Genomic DNA, 17,354 nt, shown 5'->3' with positions numbered 1-17,354 from the left:
CGAGTATTTAGTGGATAATCGCAGCGCTCTTGAAAATTTCGCGAGCAGGCTCGCTCCCACAGATTAATCACCCTCGAGACCCACCCCATGGAATGGAAACCCCACATCACCGTCGCCACAGTCGTTGAAGACAATGGCCGCTTTCTGATGGTTGAAGAGTTAAAACGCGAACAGGTCGTACTTAACCAACCGGCCGGGCATCTGGACCCGAACGAGAGCCTGATCGACGCCGCCATCCGCGAAACCCTCGAAGAAACCGGCTATGACGTGGAACTGACCGGCGTAATCGGCATTTATTTGTACACCGCCCCCAGCAACGGCGTGACCTACCAGCGCATCTGCTTTGCCGGCAAGGCCGTCAAGCACCACCCGGAATACCAACTGGACACTGGCATCATCGGCCCGCTCTGGCTAACCCGTGACGAGCTGCTGGAGCAGCGCGAACGCTGGCGCAGCGAGATGACCCTGCAGTGCATCGACGATTATCTGAGCGGTAAATTGTTCGACCTGTCGTTAATCCGCCCTTCGGTTTAGCCTTGAGCGCCTGGGCCTGCTAGAATCGCGTCCTTTTTCAAGACACTCATTGAAACCTTATGCGTGATCCAGCCTTAGTCGCCCCCGAAAAGCAGCGCGTCATTGTCGGTATGTCCGGCGGTGTCGATTCTTCCGTGTCCGCCGTTCTGCTCATGGAGCAGGGCTACCAGGTGGAAGGCCTGTTCATGAAGAACTGGGAGGAAGACGACGGAACGGATTACTGCACCGCCATGGATGATCTGGCAGACGCCCAGGCCGTGTGCGACAAAATTGGCATCAAGCTGCACACTGCCAATTTTGCCGCCGAGTACTGGGATAACGTGTTCGAGCACTTCCTGGCCGAATACAAGGCCGGTCGTACGCCGAACCCGGACATCCTGTGCAACCGTGAAATCAAGTTCAAGGCGTTCCTCGACTACGCCCTGATGCTCGGCGCCGATCTGATCGCCACCGGCCATTACGTGCGCCGTCGGGACATTGATGGCCGTACCGAGCTGCTCAAGGGCCTGGATCCGAACAAGGACCAAAGCTACTTCCTGCATGCCGTCGGCGGCGAGCAAATCGCCAAGACCCTGTTCCCGGTCGGCGAGCTGGAAAAACCCGAAGTGCGCAGAATCGCTGAAAAACACGATCTGGCCACGGCGAAGAAAAAAGACTCCACCGGAATCTGCTTTATCGGCGAGCGCCGCTTCAGCGACTTCCTCAAGCAATACCTGCCGGCACAGCCCGGTGAAATCAAAAACACCGAAGGCGAAGTCATCGGTCGCCACCACGGCCTGATGTACCACACCATCGGTCAGCGTCAGGGCCTGGGCATTGGCGGCTTGAAAGACGCCAGCGACGAGCCGTGGTACGTGCTGATCAAAGACCTGGAGCACAACGAGCTGATCGTCGGCCAAGGCAATGATCACCCGTGGCTGTTCTCCGGCGCCCTGCTCGCCTCCGAGATTTACTGGGTCAACCCGATTGATCTGAGCACCCCGCTGCGCCTGACAGCCAAGGTTCGCTATCGCCAAGGCGATCAGCCCTGCACCCTGGAAAAAACCGCCACCGGCTATCGCGCAACTTTCGATGACCCGCAGCGCGCAGTCACTCCTGGCCAGTCCGTGGTGTTTTACGATGGCGAAGTCTGCCTGGGTGGCGGCGTGATCGAAGTGGCCGAGCCCTGGTCCAGCAAGGGCAAGCGCCCATGAACCCGACTCAGGAGCAACTGGTAGCCCTGGGCGGCGTGTTTCTCGCAGCCGTACTGGTGGACAAGATTGCCAAGACCGGACAGGTCAGCGAAGCCGATCTGAGCTGCATGCTCGGCAGTCTGCTGGTGCGCGACCCTAAAGACACCCTGGAAGTGTTTGGCGGTGACGACATCAACCTGCGCGAAGGCTATCGTGCCCTGATCGGCGCCCTTGAGCGCGATCCCAACACCTTGCAGCGCGAGCCTTTACGCTATGCGCTGTCGATGCTCGGCCTTGAACGTCAACTGGCCAAGCGCAACGACATGCTGGAACTGATCGGCAAACGCTTGCCGCAGATCCAGTCCCAGGTCGAGCATTTCGGCCCGGCCCACGAAAACGTGGTCGCTGCCTGCGGCGCACTGTATCAGGACACCCTGAGCACCTTGCGCCAGCGGATCCAGGTGCATGGCGACATGCGCAACCTGCAGCAACCGAACAACGCCTCAAAAATTCGCGCTCTGCTGCTGGCCGGTATCCGCTCAGCACGGCTTTGGCGCCAATTGGGTGGCCACCGCTGGCAGCTGGTCATCAGCCGCCGCAAGCTGCTCAAAGAGCTTTACCCGATGCTGCGCGGCAACTGAAGCACGCAGCAGGCACAGGTTTAAATTCGATACGCGTATGACGCCGGTCACTTGGCAACGGACCGGCCGTTTTTTTCATGTATGATACGCGCCCCATTTCGTTGCCCGACTGTCCGAGAACACCCCATGAAGCTCTCTTCGCTCACTGCGGTTTCCCCTGTTGACGGCCGCTACGCCGGCAAAACCCAGGCCCTGCGCCCAATTTTCAGCGAATACGGCTTGATCCGTGCTCGCGTTCTGGTTGAAGTTCGCTGGCTCCAGCGCCTGGCTGCTCACGCTGCCATCCCTGAAGTCCCGGCCTTCTCCGCCGAAGCTAACGCCGTTCTCAACGAACTGGCAGAAAACTTCGCTCTGGAGCACGCCGAGCGCGTCAAAGAGATCGAGCGCACCACCAACCACGACGTAAAAGCCATTGAGTATCTGCTCAAGGAACAGGCCGCCAAGCTGCCTGAACTGGCCAACGTCAGCGAATTCATCCACTTTGCATGCACCAGCGAGGACATCAACAACCTGTCCCACGCCCTGATGCTGCGCGAAGGCCGTGATGACGTGATGCTGCCGCTGATGCGTCAAACCAGCAACGCCATCCGCGAGCTGGCAATCAAGTTCGCCGACGTGCCAATGCTGTCGCGCACCCACGGTCAGCCGGCTTCGCCGACCACTTTGGGCAAGGAACTGGCCAACGTGGTTTACCGTCTTGAGCGTCAAATCGCTCAAGTGGCTGCTGTACCACTGCTGGGCAAAATCAACGGCGCCGTGGGCAACTACAACGCCCACCTGTCGGCCTACCCCGATATCGACTGGGAAGAAAACGCCCGCGCCTTTATCGAAGACGAACTGGGCCTGGGTTTCAACCCGTACACCACCCAGATCGAGCCGCACGACTACATCGCCGAACTGTTCGACGCCATCGCCCGTTTCAACACCATCCTGATCGACTTCGATCGCGATATCTGGGGCTACATCTCCCTGGGCTATTTCAAGCAGCGCACCATCGCTGGCGAAATCGGTTCCTCGACCATGCCGCACAAGGTCAACCCGATCGACTTCGAAAACTCCGAAGGCAACCTGGGTATCGCCAACGCCCTGTTCCAGCATTTGGCCAGCAAGCTGCCAATCTCTCGCTGGCAGCGCGACCTGACCGACTCCACCGTACTGCGCAACCTCGGCGTGGGCTTTGCTCACAGCGTGATCGCGTACGAGGCAAGCCTCAAAGGCATCAGCAAACTTGAGCTGAACGCTCAGAAAATCGCTGCCGACCTGGATGCTTGCTGGGAAGTCCTGGCTGAGCCGATTCAGACCGTAATGCGCCGCTACAACATTGAAAACCCGTACGAAAAGCTCAAAGAGCTGACCCGCGGCAAGGGCATCAGCCCTCAAGCGCTGCAAACTTTCATCGACGGCCTTGAAATGCCGGAAGCGGCCAAAGCCGAGCTGAAACTGCTGACCCCTGCCAACTATATTGGCAACGCGGTCGAGCAAGCCAAGCGCATCTGATCGCTGCAACGACCTATTAACGCCCGGCCGTGCCGGGCGTTTTTATTCCCGATTACAAAGTGCATTTTTTCAATAGGTTACACATGAATCCTGATATTCCTCTTCAACTTCTGGGCGGCATCACTGCACGCGAGTTCATGCGCGACTACTGGCAGAAGAAGCCATTGCTGGTCCGTCAGGCCATTCCTGACTTCGAAAGCCCGATCGACGCCGACGAGCTGGCCGGTCTGGCACTGGAAGAAGAAGTCGAATCGCGCCTGATCATCGAACACGGCGAGCGCCCATGGGAATTGCGCCGCGGCCCGTTCGCCGAAGACGAGTTCGGCAAACTGCCAGAGCGCGAGTGGACCCTGCTGGTGCAAGCGGTTGACCAGTTCGTGCCGGAAGTCGGCGAGCTGCTGGAAAACTTCCGCTTCCTGCCAAGCTGGCGCATCGACGACGTGATGATCAGCTACGCCGCCCCCGGTGGCAGCGTGGGTCCGCACTTCGACAACTACGATGTGTTCCTGCTGCAAGGCCACGGCCAGCGCCACTGGCAGATCGGCCAGATGTGCGACTCCGAAAGCAAGCTGCTGGAACATGCCGACCTGCGCATCCTGGCCGACTTCCAGGCCACCGACGAGTGGACCCTGGAGCCTGGCGACATGCTTTACCTGCCACCGCGCCTGGCTCACTGCGGCGTTGCCGTGGACGACTGCCTGACGTACTCGGTAGGTTTCCGCGCCCCGAGCGCCGCCGAAGTGCTGACCCACTTCACCGACTTCCTCAGCCAGTACCTGCCGGATGAAGATCGCTACACCGACGCCGATGCACAGCCGGTAAGCGACCCGCACCAAATCCAGCATGACGCCCTTGGCCGCCTCAAGAGCCTGCTGACCGAGCACATGAGCGACGAGCGCATGCTGCTGACCTGGTTCGGCCAGTTCATGACCGAGCCGCGCTACCCGGAACTCGTGGTCGGCCCTGAACTCGAAGAAGAAGACCTGCTGGGCAGCCTGGAACAGGGCGCCATCCTGATTCGCAACCCGAGCGCACGCCTGGCCTGGTCTGAAGTGGATGAAGACCTGCTGTTGTTCGCCAGCGGTCAAAGCCGCCTGCTGCCAGGCAAACTGCGCGAGCTGCTGAAAATGATCTGCGCCGCTGACGCGCTGCACACCGACAACCTCGGCGCATGGCTGGCCGATGAAGACGGACGCAACCTGCTCTGTGAGCTGGTCAAACAAGGAAGCCTGGGGTTCGCTGATGAATAGCATTCACGTACGTGTCGCCGACTGGCAAAAGGACAACGCCGAACTTCGACGCATTCGTGAGGCGGTGTTTATTGCCGAACAATCTGTACCTCCAGAACTGGAGTGGGATGCAGACGATGCCGATGCTGTGCATTTTCTGGCTTATGAAGGCGACTTTCCGATTGGTACTGCCCGGCTGTTGCCGGACGGCCATATCGGTCGTGTATCGGTCCTCAAGGACTGGCGCGGCCTGAAAGTCGGCGATGCGCTGATGCAAGCCACGATCGAAGAGGCTGAAAAGCGCGGCCTGAAGCAGCAAATGCTCAGTGCACAAGTGCATGCCACGCCGTTCTATGAGCGTTTGGGCTTCAAGATCGTCAGCGCAGAATTCCTCGAAGCAGGGATTCCCCATGTTGATATGGTGCGTGTGAGCTGATTTGCGTAAACCTGTGTAGCCGCTGCCGCAGGCTGCGATGGGTTGCGAAGCGACCCTGATGTTGAAGGGCCTTCGGCCCTTATCGCAGCCTTCGGCAGCGGCTACAAAAGCCTATTCCAAAACGCCCTGCCATCCCCGGATCGCAGGGCGTTTTGCTATCTGGCACACTCACGCTCAGTTCTTTCAAGCATTGCGGAGATAACGGACATGTCCCTACGCCCCTTCATCGCGGGCCTGCTGATGCTGGCAAGCCTTGGCGCCCTTGCCGACACTCAAGTGATTACCCTGCAAAACCGTACCAGCACCGATCTGCTACCCATCGCGCAGAACTTTATTGGCAAAAACGGCAAAGTCAGCGCCTACGGCAACCAACTGATCGTCGAGGCATCCACCTCAAAGATTCAAAACCTCGAAGACCTGCTCGCACAACTCGACAAACCTGCCAAACGCCTGCTGATCACTGTCGACACCCGCGACAGCAACCTGTCGAACACCGCCCCGAACACCCGCGTCATCAGCACCGCCAGCCGCGACGGCGGCGTTCAGCAAATCCAGACCACCGAAGGCACTCCGGCATTTATCCAGACCGGGCACAGCGTGCCGCTCACCAGCACCCAGACAGACGCCTACGGCCGGGTCCTGACACAGACCGACTATCGCAACGTCACTCGGGGTTTTTATGTCACCGCCAGCGTCACAGGTGAAACGGTACACCTGGCGATAAGCACGACCCGTGACCGTATGAGCCAGGAGCAGCCGGATGTAGTGAACACACAGAGTACCGACACACAGGTCAGCGGCCCTCTCGGCCAGTGGATCACCCTGGCAGGCATCAACGGCCAAAACCAGACCGATAATCAGGCGCAAACCCGCAGCTACTCTACTCAAGGCCGGGATGACCTGACGCTGCGGGTTAAAGTCGACGCACTCGACCAAAAGGGCCAAAACTGACCGGCAAGTCGTTTTTACGCAATTATGTAGTGTTATAAAAAAAGCACTACAAAACATTTGACGCCTCAAAAATGCAAAGGCATGATGGCCCCGCTCCCGCTGATCAGAGACCCCGCAAAGGCTCTGGAGCCTGTACCGGCAGCGAGTAGCCATTCACGCCAAACAACATTGTTGTGTGCCTGGTGGAGCAAATATTTTTCAACCCAGACCTATGCGACGAGGTTTATCTCCATGGCACTGACACGCGAACAGCAAATTGCAGCCCTTGAAAAAGACTGGGCCGAAAACCCACGCTGGAAAGGCGTGACTCGCGATTATTCCGCTGCTGACGTGGTCCGCCTGCGCGGCTCGGTTCAACCCGAGCACACCTTTGCAAAAATGGGCGCTGACAAGCTGTGGAAACTGGTGACACAGGGCGCACACCCGTCCTTCCGTCCTGAGAAAGATTTCGTCAACTGCATGGGCGCCCTGACCGGGGGCCAGGCAGTACAACAGGTAAAAGCCGGTATCCAGGCTATCTACCTGTCGGGTTGGCAAGTGGCGGCAGACAATAACTCTGCCGAATCCATGTACCCGGATCAGTCGCTGTACCCGGTGGACTCCGTTCCAACCGTGGTCAAGCGCATCAACAACTCGTTCCGCCGTGCTGACCAGATCCAGTGGAAAGCCGGTAAAAACCCGGGCGACCAAGGTTACATCGACTACTTCGCCCCAATCGTGGCTGACGCTGAAGCCGGCTTCGGCGGCGTACTGAACGCTTACGAGCTGATGAAAAGCATGATCGAAGCAGGCGCCGCTGGCGTTCACTTCGAAGACCAGCTGGCATCGGTTAAAAAATGCGGGCATATGGGCGGCAAAGTACTGGTCCCTACCCAGGAAGCCGTACAAAAGCTGACCGCTGCTCGTCTGGCAGCTGACGTTGCAGGCACACCGACCATCATCCTGGCCCGCACCGACGCCAACGCGGCTGATCTGCTGACCTCTGACTGCGACCCATACGATCAGCCGTTCGTCACTGGCGAACGCACCAAGGAAGGGTTCTACAAAGTGCGCGCTGGCCTGGATCAAGCCATCGCTCGCGGCCTGGCCTACGCTCCATATGCCGACCTGATCTGGTGCGAAACTGCCAAGCCGGATCTGGACGAAGCCCGCCGCTTTGCTGAAGCGATCAAAAAGGAATACCCGGACCAACTGCTGTCGTACAACTGCTCGCCTTCCTTCAACTGGAAGAAAAACCTGGACGACGCGACCATCGCCAAGTTCCAGCGCGAACTGTCGGCAATGGGCTACAAGCACCAGTTCATCACCCTGGCTGGCATCCACAATATGTGGCACAGCATGTTCAACCTGGCGCACGACTACGCCCGCAACGACATGACTGCCTACGTAAAACTGCAAGAGCAGGAATTTGCTGACGCCGCCAAAGGCTACACCTTTGTTGCGCACCAGCAGGAAGTGGGCACTGGCTACTTCGACGACATGACCACCGTAATCCAGGGTGGCTCGTCTTCGGTAACCGCCCTGACCGGCTCGACTGAAGAAGAACAGTTCCACTGATAGTGGAACCACGGCCATTGCCCAGCCCGTAAAGCAAAAACGCAATGCCTTTTACATGACGCCCCGACTGGTTCGGGGCGTTTTTTTGCCTGCGGGGTGACTTACATCCCTGCGTAGCAGCTGCCGTAGGAACGAGGCTGCGTTCGGTTGCGCAGCGACCGTAAATCCTTCGTCCCGGGTTTGTCTGACCCACTGCGGTATCAGGTTTTACGACGGCTCCGCCGCCGAACGCAGCCTCGTTCCTTCGCCAGCTGCTACAGAACCTCCTCACCTTCGACAAAAACTTGACCCAGATCCATGCCTCAAAATAAAAACCGCGCTACAAAGCCAAGTTCAAAACTTGCTAACTGCGCATATATAAGCCAACTTCAACCAACCCGACGCAAGGCAACACACTTAAACAGTATTGATTATCATTTAGAGTTGCTGTTGTTGATTACCAGCCCTGTAAAAGATATTCCCTGAAACACGCTGTAATGCCCGGACCACAAGGCCTACAGCACATTCAAGGAAGGCCATACCACTAAAGGACTGAATTAATTCATCTTAGAAAATTTACTTGCTGGGTGTTTAGCCATAAAATCCCGGCAATCAATAGCACTGCGACATAACGTCACTGCTTTATTACCTTTTCAAGCTCAGAGACCTTTGCTCTCTGTTAAGGATTTCCAGCATGCCCGAAGCGACAGGACTCATAGCCCACAACTGGGGCTTTGCCATTTTCCTTCTCGGTGTTGTCGGCCTTTGTGCCTTCATGCTCGGTGTTTCCAGCCTCCTCGGGTCAAAAGCCTGGGGGCGCAGTAAAAACGAACCGTTCGAGTCCGGCATGCTACCTACCGGTGGCGCCCGCTTGCGGCTCTCAGCCAAATTCTATCTGGTCGCGATGCTGTTCGTGATCTTCGATATCGAAGCCCTCTTTCTCTTTGCATGGTCTGTGTCTGTTCGCGAAAGCGGCTGGACCGGATTCGTCGAAGCTCTCGTTTTCATAGCAATTCTGTTGGCAGGCCTTGTCTACCTATTTCGGGTGGGTGCTCTTGATTGGGCACCGGAAGCTCGTCGTAAGCGGCAGGCCAAGCTGAAACAATGAGGCTTTGGCAATGCAATACGAACTCACCAGGATCGACCCGGATGCTCCTAACGAGCAATACCCGATCGGCACACGGGAAACCGTTGCCGATCCGTTAGAAGATCAAGTCCACAAAAACATTTTCATGGGCAAACTCGAAGACGTGCTGAACGGCACGGTCAACTGGGGGCGTAAAAACTCCCTGTGGCCGTACAACTTCGGCCTTTCGTGCTGCTACGTGGAAATGACCACCGCCTTCACGGCGCCCCACGACATCGCGCGCTTTGGCGCCGAAGTTATCCGGGCATCGCCGCGTCAGGCGGATTTCATGGTTATTGCCGGTACTTGCTTCATCAAGATGGCGCCGATCATTCAGCGTCTGTATGAGCAAATGCTTGAGCCTAAATGGGTTATCTCCATGGGTTCTTGCGCCAACTCCGGCGGCATGTACGACATCTACTCCGTGGTTCAAGGGGTCGACAAGTTCCTGCCCGTGGACGTTTACGTGCCAGGCTGCCCACCCCGCCCAGAGGCTTTTCTGCAAGGCTTGATGCTCTTGCAAGAGTCGATTGGCCAGGAGCGTCGCCCACTTTCCTGGGTTGTCGGTGACCAAGGCGTTTACCGCGCCGAGATGCCGTCCCAAAAGGAACAGCGCCGCGAACAGCGTATTCAGGTAACCAACCTGCGCAGCCCCGACGAAGTTTGATCCAGCGCCGTTTCTATCCATAGAACGAAACCCTGGCTTCATTCTTTACGTTGACCGAAAGCGATAAAAAACCATGACTACAGGCTCCGCTCTGTACATCCCGCCTTACAAGGCTGACGACCAAGATGTGGTTGTCGAACTGAACACCCGTTTTGGCCCTGAAGCGTTCACCGCCCAGGCCACACGCACCGGCATGCCGGTGCTTTGGGTTACCCGCGCAAAACTGGTTGAAGTCCTGACCTTCCTGCGTAACCTGCCAAAACCTTACGTCATGCTCTATGACTTGCACGGTGTAGACGAACGTCTGCGCACCAAGCGTCAGGGCCTGCCATCGGGTGCAGACTTCACCGTCTTCTATCACCTGATGTCGCTTGAGCGTAATAGTGACGTAATGATCAAGGTCGCCTTGTCCGAGAGCGACCTCAGCGTACCGACCGTGACCGGTATCTGGCCGAACGCCAACTGGTACGAGCGCGAAGTCTGGGACATGTTCGGCATCGACTTCAAAGGCCACCCGCACCTGTCGCGCATCATGATGCCGCCGACCTGGGAAGGTCACCCGCTGCGCAAGGACTTCCCGGCCCGTGCCACCGAGTTCGACCCATACAGCCTGACCTTGGCCAAAGTGCAACTGGAAGAGGAAGCTGCGCGCTTCCGTCCTGAAGACTGGGGCATGAAGCGTTCCGGCGAGAACGAGGACTACATGTTCCTCAACCTGGGTCCGAACCACCCTTCGGCTCACGGCGCCTTCCGTATCATCCTGCAGCTGGACGGTGAAGAAATCGTCGACTGCGTGCCAGACGTCGGCTACCACCACCGTGGCGCCGAGAAAATGGCCGAACGCCAGTCCTGGCACAGCTTCATCCCGTACACCGACCGTATCGACTACCTCGGCGGCGTGATGAACAACCTGCCGTACGTGCTCTCGGTTGAGAAACTCGCCGGGATCAAGGTGCCGGACCGGGTCGATACCATCCGCATCATGATGGCCGAGTTCTTCCGTATCACCAGCCACCTGCTGTTCCTGGGGACTTACATCCAGGACGTGGGCGCCATGACTCCGGTGTTCTTCACCTTCACCGACCGTCAGCGCGCTTACAAAGTGATCGAAGCCATCACCGGCTTCCGTCTGCACCCGGCCTGGTACCGCATCGGCGGCGTTGCACACGACCTGCCGAACGGCTGGGAACGCCTGGTCAAGGAATTCATCGACTGGATGCCAAAGCGTCTGGACGAGTACCAAAAAGCCGCTTTGGACAACAGCATCCTGCGTGGTCGTACCATCGGCGTTGCCGCCTACAACACCAAAGAGGCCCTGGAATGGGGCGTCACCGGTGCTGGCCTGCGTTCGACCGGTTGCGATTTCGACATCCGTAAAGCACGCCCGTACTCCGGCTACGAGAACTTCGAATTCGAAGTCCCGCTGGCGGCCAACGGTGATGCCTACGATCGCTGCATCGTGCGTGTCGAAGAAATGCGCCAGAGCCTGAAAATCATCGAGCAGTGCATGCGCAACATGCCAGCTGGCCCGTACAAGGCGGATCACCCGCTGACCACGCCGCCACCTAAAGAGCGCACGCTGCAGCACATCGAGACCTTGATCACGCACTTCCTGCAAGTTTCGTGGGGCCCGGTAATGCCGGCCAACGAATCCTTCCAGATGATTGAAGCGACCAAGGGTATCAACAGTTATTACCTGACGAGCGATGGCGGCACCATGAGCTACCGCACCCGGATTCGTACTCCAAGCTTCCCGCACCTGCAGCAGATCCCTTCGGTGATCAAAGGTGAAATGGTCGCGGACTTGATTGCGTACCTGGGTAGTATCGATTTCGTTATGGCCGACGTGGACCGCTAAGCATGAACAGCACGCTTATCCAGACAGACCGTTTCGCCCTGAGCGAAACCGAGCGCTCGGCCATCGAGCACGAGATGCATCACTACGAAGATCCACGCGCAGCGTCGATCGAAGCCCTGAAGATCGTTCAGAAGGAACGCGGCTGGGTGCCGGACGGTGCCATTTACGCCATCGGCGAACTGCTGGGCATCCCTGCCAGCGACGTTGAAGGCGTGGCCACGTTCTACAGCCAGATCTTCCGCCAGCCCGTTGGCCGCCACGTCATTCGTGTGTGCGACAGCATGGTCTGCTACATCGGCGGCCACGAATCAGTGGTCGGCGAAATCCAGAACAAGCTGGGCATCGGCCTGGGCCAGACCACTGCTGACGGCCGCTTCACGCTGCTGCCAGTGTGCTGCCTGGGCAACTGCGACAAGGCGCCGGCGTTGATGATCGACGACGACACATTCGGTGATGTGCAGCCTGCTGGCGTCGCCACGTTGCTGGAGGCCTACCCATGAGTCTGACTTCTTTCGGCCCTGCCAACCTGATCAAGCGTTCGGCAGAAACCCACCCCCTGACCTGGCGTCTGCGTGACGACGGCGAGGCCGTTTGGCTCGACGAGTACCAGGCCAAGGACGGTTACACAGCCGCTCGCAAAGCCTTCGCTGACATGTCTCAGGACGATATCGTCCAGACCGTGAAAGACGGGGGCCTCAAGGGTCGCGGCGGCGCGGGCTTCCCCACGGGCGTGAAGTGGGGGCTGATGCCTAAAGACGAATCCATCAACATCCGTTACCTGCTGTGTAACGCCGATGAAATGGAACCCAATACCTGGAAAGACCGCATGCTGATGGAGCAACTGCCCCATCTGCTGATCGAAGGCATGCTGATCAGTGCCCGTGCACTGAAAACCTACCGCGGCTATATCTTCCTGCGTGGCGAATACACCACCGCTGCCGTGCACCTGCGCCGTGCTGTCGAAGAAGCCAAGGCAGCAGGCCTGCTGGGCAAGAACATCCTCGGTTCGGGCTTTGACTTCGAACTGATCGTTCACACCGGCGCCGGGCGTTACATCTGCGGTGAAGAAACCGCACTGATCAACTCCCTCGAAGGCCGTCGCGCCAACCCGCGTTCCAAGCCGCCTTTCCCGGCCGCTGTGGGCGTATGGGGCAAGCCGACCTGCGTGAACAACGTTGAAACCCTGTGCAACGTACCGGCCATCATTGGCAACGGCGTTGACTGGTACAAATCCCTCGCCCGCGAAGGCAGCGAAGACCACGGCACCAAGCTGATGGGCTTCTCCGGCAAAGTGAAGAACCCTGGCCTGTGGGAACTGCCGTTCGGCGTCACCGCTCGCGAGCTGTTCGAAGACTACGCCGGTGGCATGCGTGACGGCTTCAAGCTCAAGTGCTGGCAGCCAGGCGGCGCCGGTACGGGCTTCCTGCTGCCGGAGCACCTGGACGCACAAATGTACGCCGGTGGCATCGCCAAGGTCGGCACCCGTATGGGTACTGGTCTGGCCATGGCCGTCGACGACAGCGTCAACATGGTGTCTTTGCTGCGCAACATGGAACAGTTCTTTGCTCGCGAATCGTGCGGTTTCTGCACCCCTTGCCGTGATGGTCTGCCATGGAGCGTCAAGCTCCTGATGGCGATCGAACACGGCGAAGGTCAGCCCGGCGATATCGAGACCCTGCTGGGTCTGGTCGGTTTCCTCGGCCCTGGCAAGACGTTCTGTGCTCACGCACCGGGTGCCGTGGAGCCATTGGGCAGCGCGATCAAGTATTTCCGTCCAGAGTTCGAAGCCGGTATTGCGCAAGCAAAACCTGGGGTTCCACCTCTGGCACGCCCGATTGTTATCGGCGCGTAACGTTCTGAAGGAGAGCGGTCCGTGCCGCTCTCTGATCGTTCGATAACGCCGTAAGGCTGAGTTGTTTCGAACACATAACAAGATTCCATTAGCCACGCCCGCTGACACCGGGCCAACGAAGACCTTTGAACCATGGCCACTATCCACGTAGACGGCAAAGATCTCGAAGTCGATGGGGCAGACAACCTGTTACAGGCGTGTCTGTCGCTAGGCCTCGATATCCCGTATTTCTGCTGGCACCCTGCCTTGGGCAGTGTTGGCGCTTGCCGCCAATGCGCCGTCAAGCAGTACACCGACGAGAACGACAAGCGTGGTCGGATCGTCATGTCGTGCATGACCCCGGCCACCGACGGTAGCTGGATCTCCATTGACGACGAAGAAGCGAAAGTGTTTCGCGCCAGCGTCGTTGAATGGCTGATGACCAACCACCCGCACGACTGCCCCGTGTGCGAAGAAGGCGGTCACTGCCACCTGCAAGACATGACCGTGATGACCGGCCACAACGAGCGCCGTTATCGCTTCACCAAGCGTACCCACCAGAACCAGCAACTGGGCCCGTTCATTTCCCACGAAATGAACCGCTGCATCGCCTGCTATCGCTGCGTACGCTTCTATAAAGACTACGCTGGCGGCACTGACCTCGGTGTATTTGGCGCCCATGACAACGTGTACTTCGGTCGCGTTGAAGACGGCGTGCTTGAAAGCGAGTTCTCGGGCAACCTCACCGAAGTCTGCCCGACTGGCGTGTTTACTGACAAAACCCACTCCGAGCGGTACAACCGCAAGTGGGACATGCAGTTCTCGCCAAGCATCTGCCACGGTTGCTCCAGCGGCTGCAACATCAGCCCGGGCGAGCGTTATGGCGAGCTGCGCCGTATCGAAAACCGCTTCAACGGTTCGGTTAACCAGTACTTCCTGTGTGACCGTGGCCGTTTCGGCTATGGCTATGTCAACCGCACAGATCGCCCACGTCAGCCATTGCTGGCAGACGGCACCAAGCTGAGCCTCGACGCTGCACTGGATAAAGCCGCTGACCTGCTGCGCGGTCGCAACATCGTCGGTATCGGTTCGCCACGCGCCAGCCTCGAAAGCAACTATGCGTTGCGCGAACTGGTCGGCGCCGAGCACTTCTACTCCGGCATCGAAGCCGGTGAGTTGGAGCGCATCCGTCTGGTGCTGCAAGTTCTCAAAGACAGCCCACTGCCAGTGCCGAACATGCGCGAGATCGAAGATCACGACGCTATTTTCGTCCTCGGTGAAGACCTGACCCAGACCGCTGCCCGTATGGCGCTGTCGCTGCGTCAATCGGTCAAGGGCAAGGCTGAAGACATGGCTGACGCCATGCGCGTTCAGCCTTGGCTCGACGCCGCGGTGAAAAACATCGGCCAGCACGCGCTGAACCCGCTGTTTATCGCCAGCCTGGCTGAAACCAAGCTCGACGACGTGGCTGAAGAATGCGTTCACGCCGCTCCAGACGACCTGGCCCGCATCGGTTTCGCCGTGGCCCACGCCATTGATGCCAGCGCACCTGCCGTTACCGGTCTGGATGCTGAAGCACTGGAACTGGCCAAGCGTATCGCTGACGCGTTGCTCGCGGCCAAGCGCCCACTGATCATTGCCGGTACTTCGCTGGGCTCCAAAGCCCTGATCGAAGCCGCAGGCAATATCGCCAAGGCCCTGCACCTGCGCGAGAAAGCCGGTTCCATCAGCCTGATCGTGCCGGAAGCCAACAGCCTCGGCCTGGCCATGCTCGGCGGCGACTCGGTAGACGCCGCCCTGCAAGCGGTGATCGACGGTAAAGCCGACGCCATCGTGGTACTGGAAAACGACCTGTTCACTCGCGTTGACGCCGTCAAGGTCAATGCTGCTCTGGACGCTGCCAAAGTAGTCATCGTTGCTGACCACCAGAAGACTGCCACCACCGACCGTGCCGATCTGGTGCTGCCGGCTGCCAGCTTCGCTGAAGGCGACGGTACTCTGGTCAGCCAGGAAGGCCGCGCCCAGCGCTTCTTCCAGGTGTTCGACCCGACTTACCTGGACGCCAGCATCCTGGTTCACGAAGGCTGGCGCTGGTTGCATGCCCTGCGCAGCACCCTGCTGAACAAGCCGGTTGACTGGACTCTGCTCGACCACGTGACTCAAGCCACTGCTGCGAGCACACCTGCACTCGCCCGCATCGTTGATGCCGCGCCGTCTGCTGCGTTCCGTATCAAAGGCATGAAGCTGGCTCGCGAACCGCTGCGTTACAGTGGCCGTACCGCAATGCGCGCCAATATCAGCGTGCACGAGCCACGTACCCCACAAGATCCGGACACCGCGTTCGCCTACTCCATGGAAGGTTACTCAGGCTCTGTCGAACCGCGCCAACAAGTGCCGTTCGCCTGGTCGCCGGGCTGGAACTCGCCACAAGCGTGGAACAAGTTCCAGGACGAAGTCGGTGGTCATATCCGCGCTGGCGACCCAGGCACCCGCCTGATCGAAAGCAAAGGTGATTCGCTGAACTGGTCCGCCAACATTCCGGGCGCTTTCAACCCGGCACGCGGCACCTGGCAAGTCGTGCCGTTCTTCCACCTGCTGGGCAGCGAAGAGAACTCTTCCAAGGCCGCGCCGGTTCAGGAACGCATTCCAGCCGCTTACATCGCATTGGCCAAAGCCGAAGCCGACCGCCTGGGTGTGAATGATGGCGCCCTGCTCAGCCTCAACGTTGCCGGTGTGACCCTGCGTCTGCCGCTGCGCATCAATGAAGAGCTGGGTTCAGGCCTGGTGGCATTGCCTGCTGGCCTGGCAGGTATTCCGCCTGCGATCTTTGGCCTTACCGTTGACGGTTTGCAGGAGGCAGCCCAATGACCTGGTTTACGCCTGAAGTGATCGACGTGATTATCTCGGTGCTCAAAGCCGTGGTAATCCTGCTCGCCGTAGTGGTTTGCGGCGCGCTGCTGAGCTGGGTTGAACGTCGCCTGCTGGCCCTGTGGCAAGACCGTTACGGTCCGAACCGCGTGGGCCCGTTCGGCGCGTTCCAGATCGCAGCCGACATGATCAAGATGTTCTTCAAGGAAGACTGGACCCCTCCGTTTGCCGACAAGGTGATTTTCACCCTGGCACCGGTCGTGGCCATGAGCGCCTTGCTGATCGCCTTCGCGATTATCCCGATCACCCCGACCTGGGGCGTGGCGGATCTGAACATTGGCATCCTGTTCTTCTTCGCCATGGCCGGTCTTTCGGTCTATGCGGTGCTGTTCGCAGGCTGGTCGAGCAACAACAAGTTCGCGTTGCTGGGTGCCTTGCGTGCCTCGGCGCAAACCGTGTCCTACGAAGTGTTCATGGGCCTGGCGCTGATGGGCATCGTGGTGCAGGTTGGCTCGTTCAACATGCGCGACATCGTTGAATATCAAGCGCAGAACCTGTGGTTCATCATTCCGCAGATCTTCGGTTTCCTGACCTTCTTCATCGCTGGCGTCGCCGTGACTCACCGTCACCCGTTCGACCAGCCGGAAGCAGAACAGGAACTGGCCGATGGTTACCACATTGAATACGCCGGCATGAAATGGGGCATGTTCTTCGTCGGTGAATACATCGGGATCGTGTTGATCTCGGCGTTGCTGGTGACTTTGTTCTTCGGTGGCTGGCACGGGCCTTTCGGCATCCTGCCGCAGATCCCGTTTATCTGGTTCGCCCTGAAGACCGCGTTTTTCATCATGATCTTCATCCTGCTGCGCGCTTCTATTCCGCGCCCACGGTATGACCAAGTGATGGACTTCAGCTGGAAGTTCTGCCTGCCGCTGACCCTGATCAATTTGCTGGTGACCGCTGCAGTCGTGTTGTTAAACACGCCTGCCGGCGCGGTTCAGTGAGGAT

General features: G+C 58.7%; 15 protein-coding genes. All 15 read left to right on the top strand.

Annotated features, from left to right (window positions below; genetic code table 11):
• The first annotated feature begins 87 nt into the window (after positions 1-87).
• The 15 genes from V6L79_RS11475 to nuoH all read left to right on the top strand — a co-directional run bounded on the left by V6L79_RS11475 (position 88) and on the right by nuoH (position 17,350).
• The gene (locus tag V6L79_RS11475) at positions 88-534 is read left to right on the top strand and encodes an NUDIX hydrolase (protein WP_261741603.1); all 447 of its coding nucleotides are present in this window, start codon (positions 88-90) and stop codon (positions 532-534) included.
• A gap of 59 nt (positions 535-593) precedes the next feature.
• The gene (gene mnmA / locus V6L79_RS11470) at positions 594-1,727 is read left to right on the top strand and encodes a tRNA 2-thiouridine(34) synthase MnmA (RefSeq protein ID WP_261741602.1); all 1,134 of its coding nucleotides are present in this window, start codon (positions 594-596) and stop codon (positions 1,725-1,727) included.
• Positions 1,724-2,347: a high frequency lysogenization protein HflD gene (hflD, locus tag V6L79_RS11465; RefSeq protein ID WP_261741601.1), complete on the top strand. Its 624-nt coding sequence runs from the start codon at positions 1,724-1,726 to the stop codon at positions 2,345-2,347. The genes mnmA and hflD overlap by 4 nt, the downstream gene beginning before the upstream one ends.
• 126 nt (positions 2,348-2,473) lie before the next feature.
• On the top strand, positions 2,474-3,844 hold the full coding sequence (gene purB, locus V6L79_RS11460) for an adenylosuccinate lyase (RefSeq protein WP_261741600.1): 1,371 nt from the start codon (positions 2,474-2,476) through the stop codon (positions 3,842-3,844).
• A gap of 83 nt (positions 3,845-3,927) precedes the next feature.
• The gene (locus V6L79_RS11455; protein ID WP_261741599.1) at positions 3,928-5,094 is read left to right on the top strand and encodes a cupin domain-containing protein; all 1,167 of its coding nucleotides are present in this window, start codon (positions 3,928-3,930) and stop codon (positions 5,092-5,094) included.
• Positions 5,087-5,509, top strand: coding sequence for a GNAT family N-acetyltransferase (locus tag V6L79_RS11450; protein WP_338580245.1), 423 nt, complete (start codon positions 5,087-5,089; stop codon positions 5,507-5,509). Before V6L79_RS11455 ends, V6L79_RS11450 begins: the two co-directional genes overlap by 8 nt.
• Positions 5,510-5,716: 207 nt before the next feature.
• Positions 5,717-6,460, top strand: a complete 744-nt coding sequence (locus tag V6L79_RS11445; protein ID WP_338580244.1) for a secretin N-terminal domain-containing protein — start codon at positions 5,717-5,719, stop codon at positions 6,458-6,460.
• A 231-nt stretch (positions 6,461-6,691) separates the two neighbouring features.
• Positions 6,692-8,017, top strand: a complete 1,326-nt coding sequence (gene aceA, locus V6L79_RS11440; RefSeq protein ID WP_003446991.1) for an isocitrate lyase — start codon at positions 6,692-6,694, stop codon at positions 8,015-8,017.
• Positions 8,018-8,690: 673 nt separating this feature from the next.
• Positions 8,691-9,104 (top strand): NADH-quinone oxidoreductase subunit A, encoded by a 414-nt coding sequence (locus V6L79_RS11435; protein ID WP_003446990.1) that lies wholly within the window; start codon positions 8,691-8,693, stop codon positions 9,102-9,104.
• 10 nt (positions 9,105-9,114) lie between these two features.
• Positions 9,115-9,789, top strand: a complete 675-nt coding sequence (locus V6L79_RS11430) for an NADH-quinone oxidoreductase subunit B family protein (protein WP_019828514.1) — start codon at positions 9,115-9,117, stop codon at positions 9,787-9,789.
• Between the two features lie 73 nt (positions 9,790-9,862).
• Positions 9,863-11,647, top strand: a complete 1,785-nt coding sequence (nuoC, locus tag V6L79_RS11425; protein ID WP_261741596.1) for an NADH-quinone oxidoreductase subunit C/D — start codon at positions 9,863-9,865, stop codon at positions 11,645-11,647.
• 2 nt (positions 11,648-11,649) lie between these two features.
• Positions 11,650-12,147, top strand: a complete 498-nt coding sequence (nuoE, locus tag V6L79_RS11420) for an NADH-quinone oxidoreductase subunit NuoE (protein WP_261741595.1) — start codon at positions 11,650-11,652, stop codon at positions 12,145-12,147.
• Positions 12,144-13,499, top strand: a complete 1,356-nt coding sequence (gene nuoF, locus V6L79_RS11415) for an NADH-quinone oxidoreductase subunit NuoF (protein WP_261741594.1) — start codon at positions 12,144-12,146, stop codon at positions 13,497-13,499. Before nuoE ends, nuoF begins: the two co-directional genes overlap by 4 nt.
• A 132-nt stretch (positions 13,500-13,631) precedes the next feature.
• Positions 13,632-16,346: an NADH-quinone oxidoreductase subunit NuoG gene (gene nuoG / locus V6L79_RS11410; RefSeq protein ID WP_338580243.1), complete on the top strand. Its 2,715-nt coding sequence runs from the start codon at positions 13,632-13,634 to the stop codon at positions 16,344-16,346.
• The gene (nuoH, locus tag V6L79_RS11405; RefSeq protein WP_060691357.1) at positions 16,343-17,350 is read left to right on the top strand and encodes an NADH-quinone oxidoreductase subunit NuoH; all 1,008 of its coding nucleotides are present in this window, start codon (positions 16,343-16,345) and stop codon (positions 17,348-17,350) included. The genes nuoG and nuoH overlap by 4 nt, the downstream gene beginning before the upstream one ends.
• Positions 17,351-17,354: the final 4 nt, after the last annotated feature.

It is taken from the genome of Pseudomonas sp. ML2-2023-6 (assembly GCF_037055265.1).
GTDB lineage: Bacteria > Pseudomonadota > Gammaproteobacteria > Pseudomonadales > Pseudomonadaceae > Aquipseudomonas > Aquipseudomonas kulmbachensis.
The sequence above is the reverse complement of the archived record's forward strand: the minus strand, read 5'-3'. Positions and strand labels throughout refer to the sequence as shown.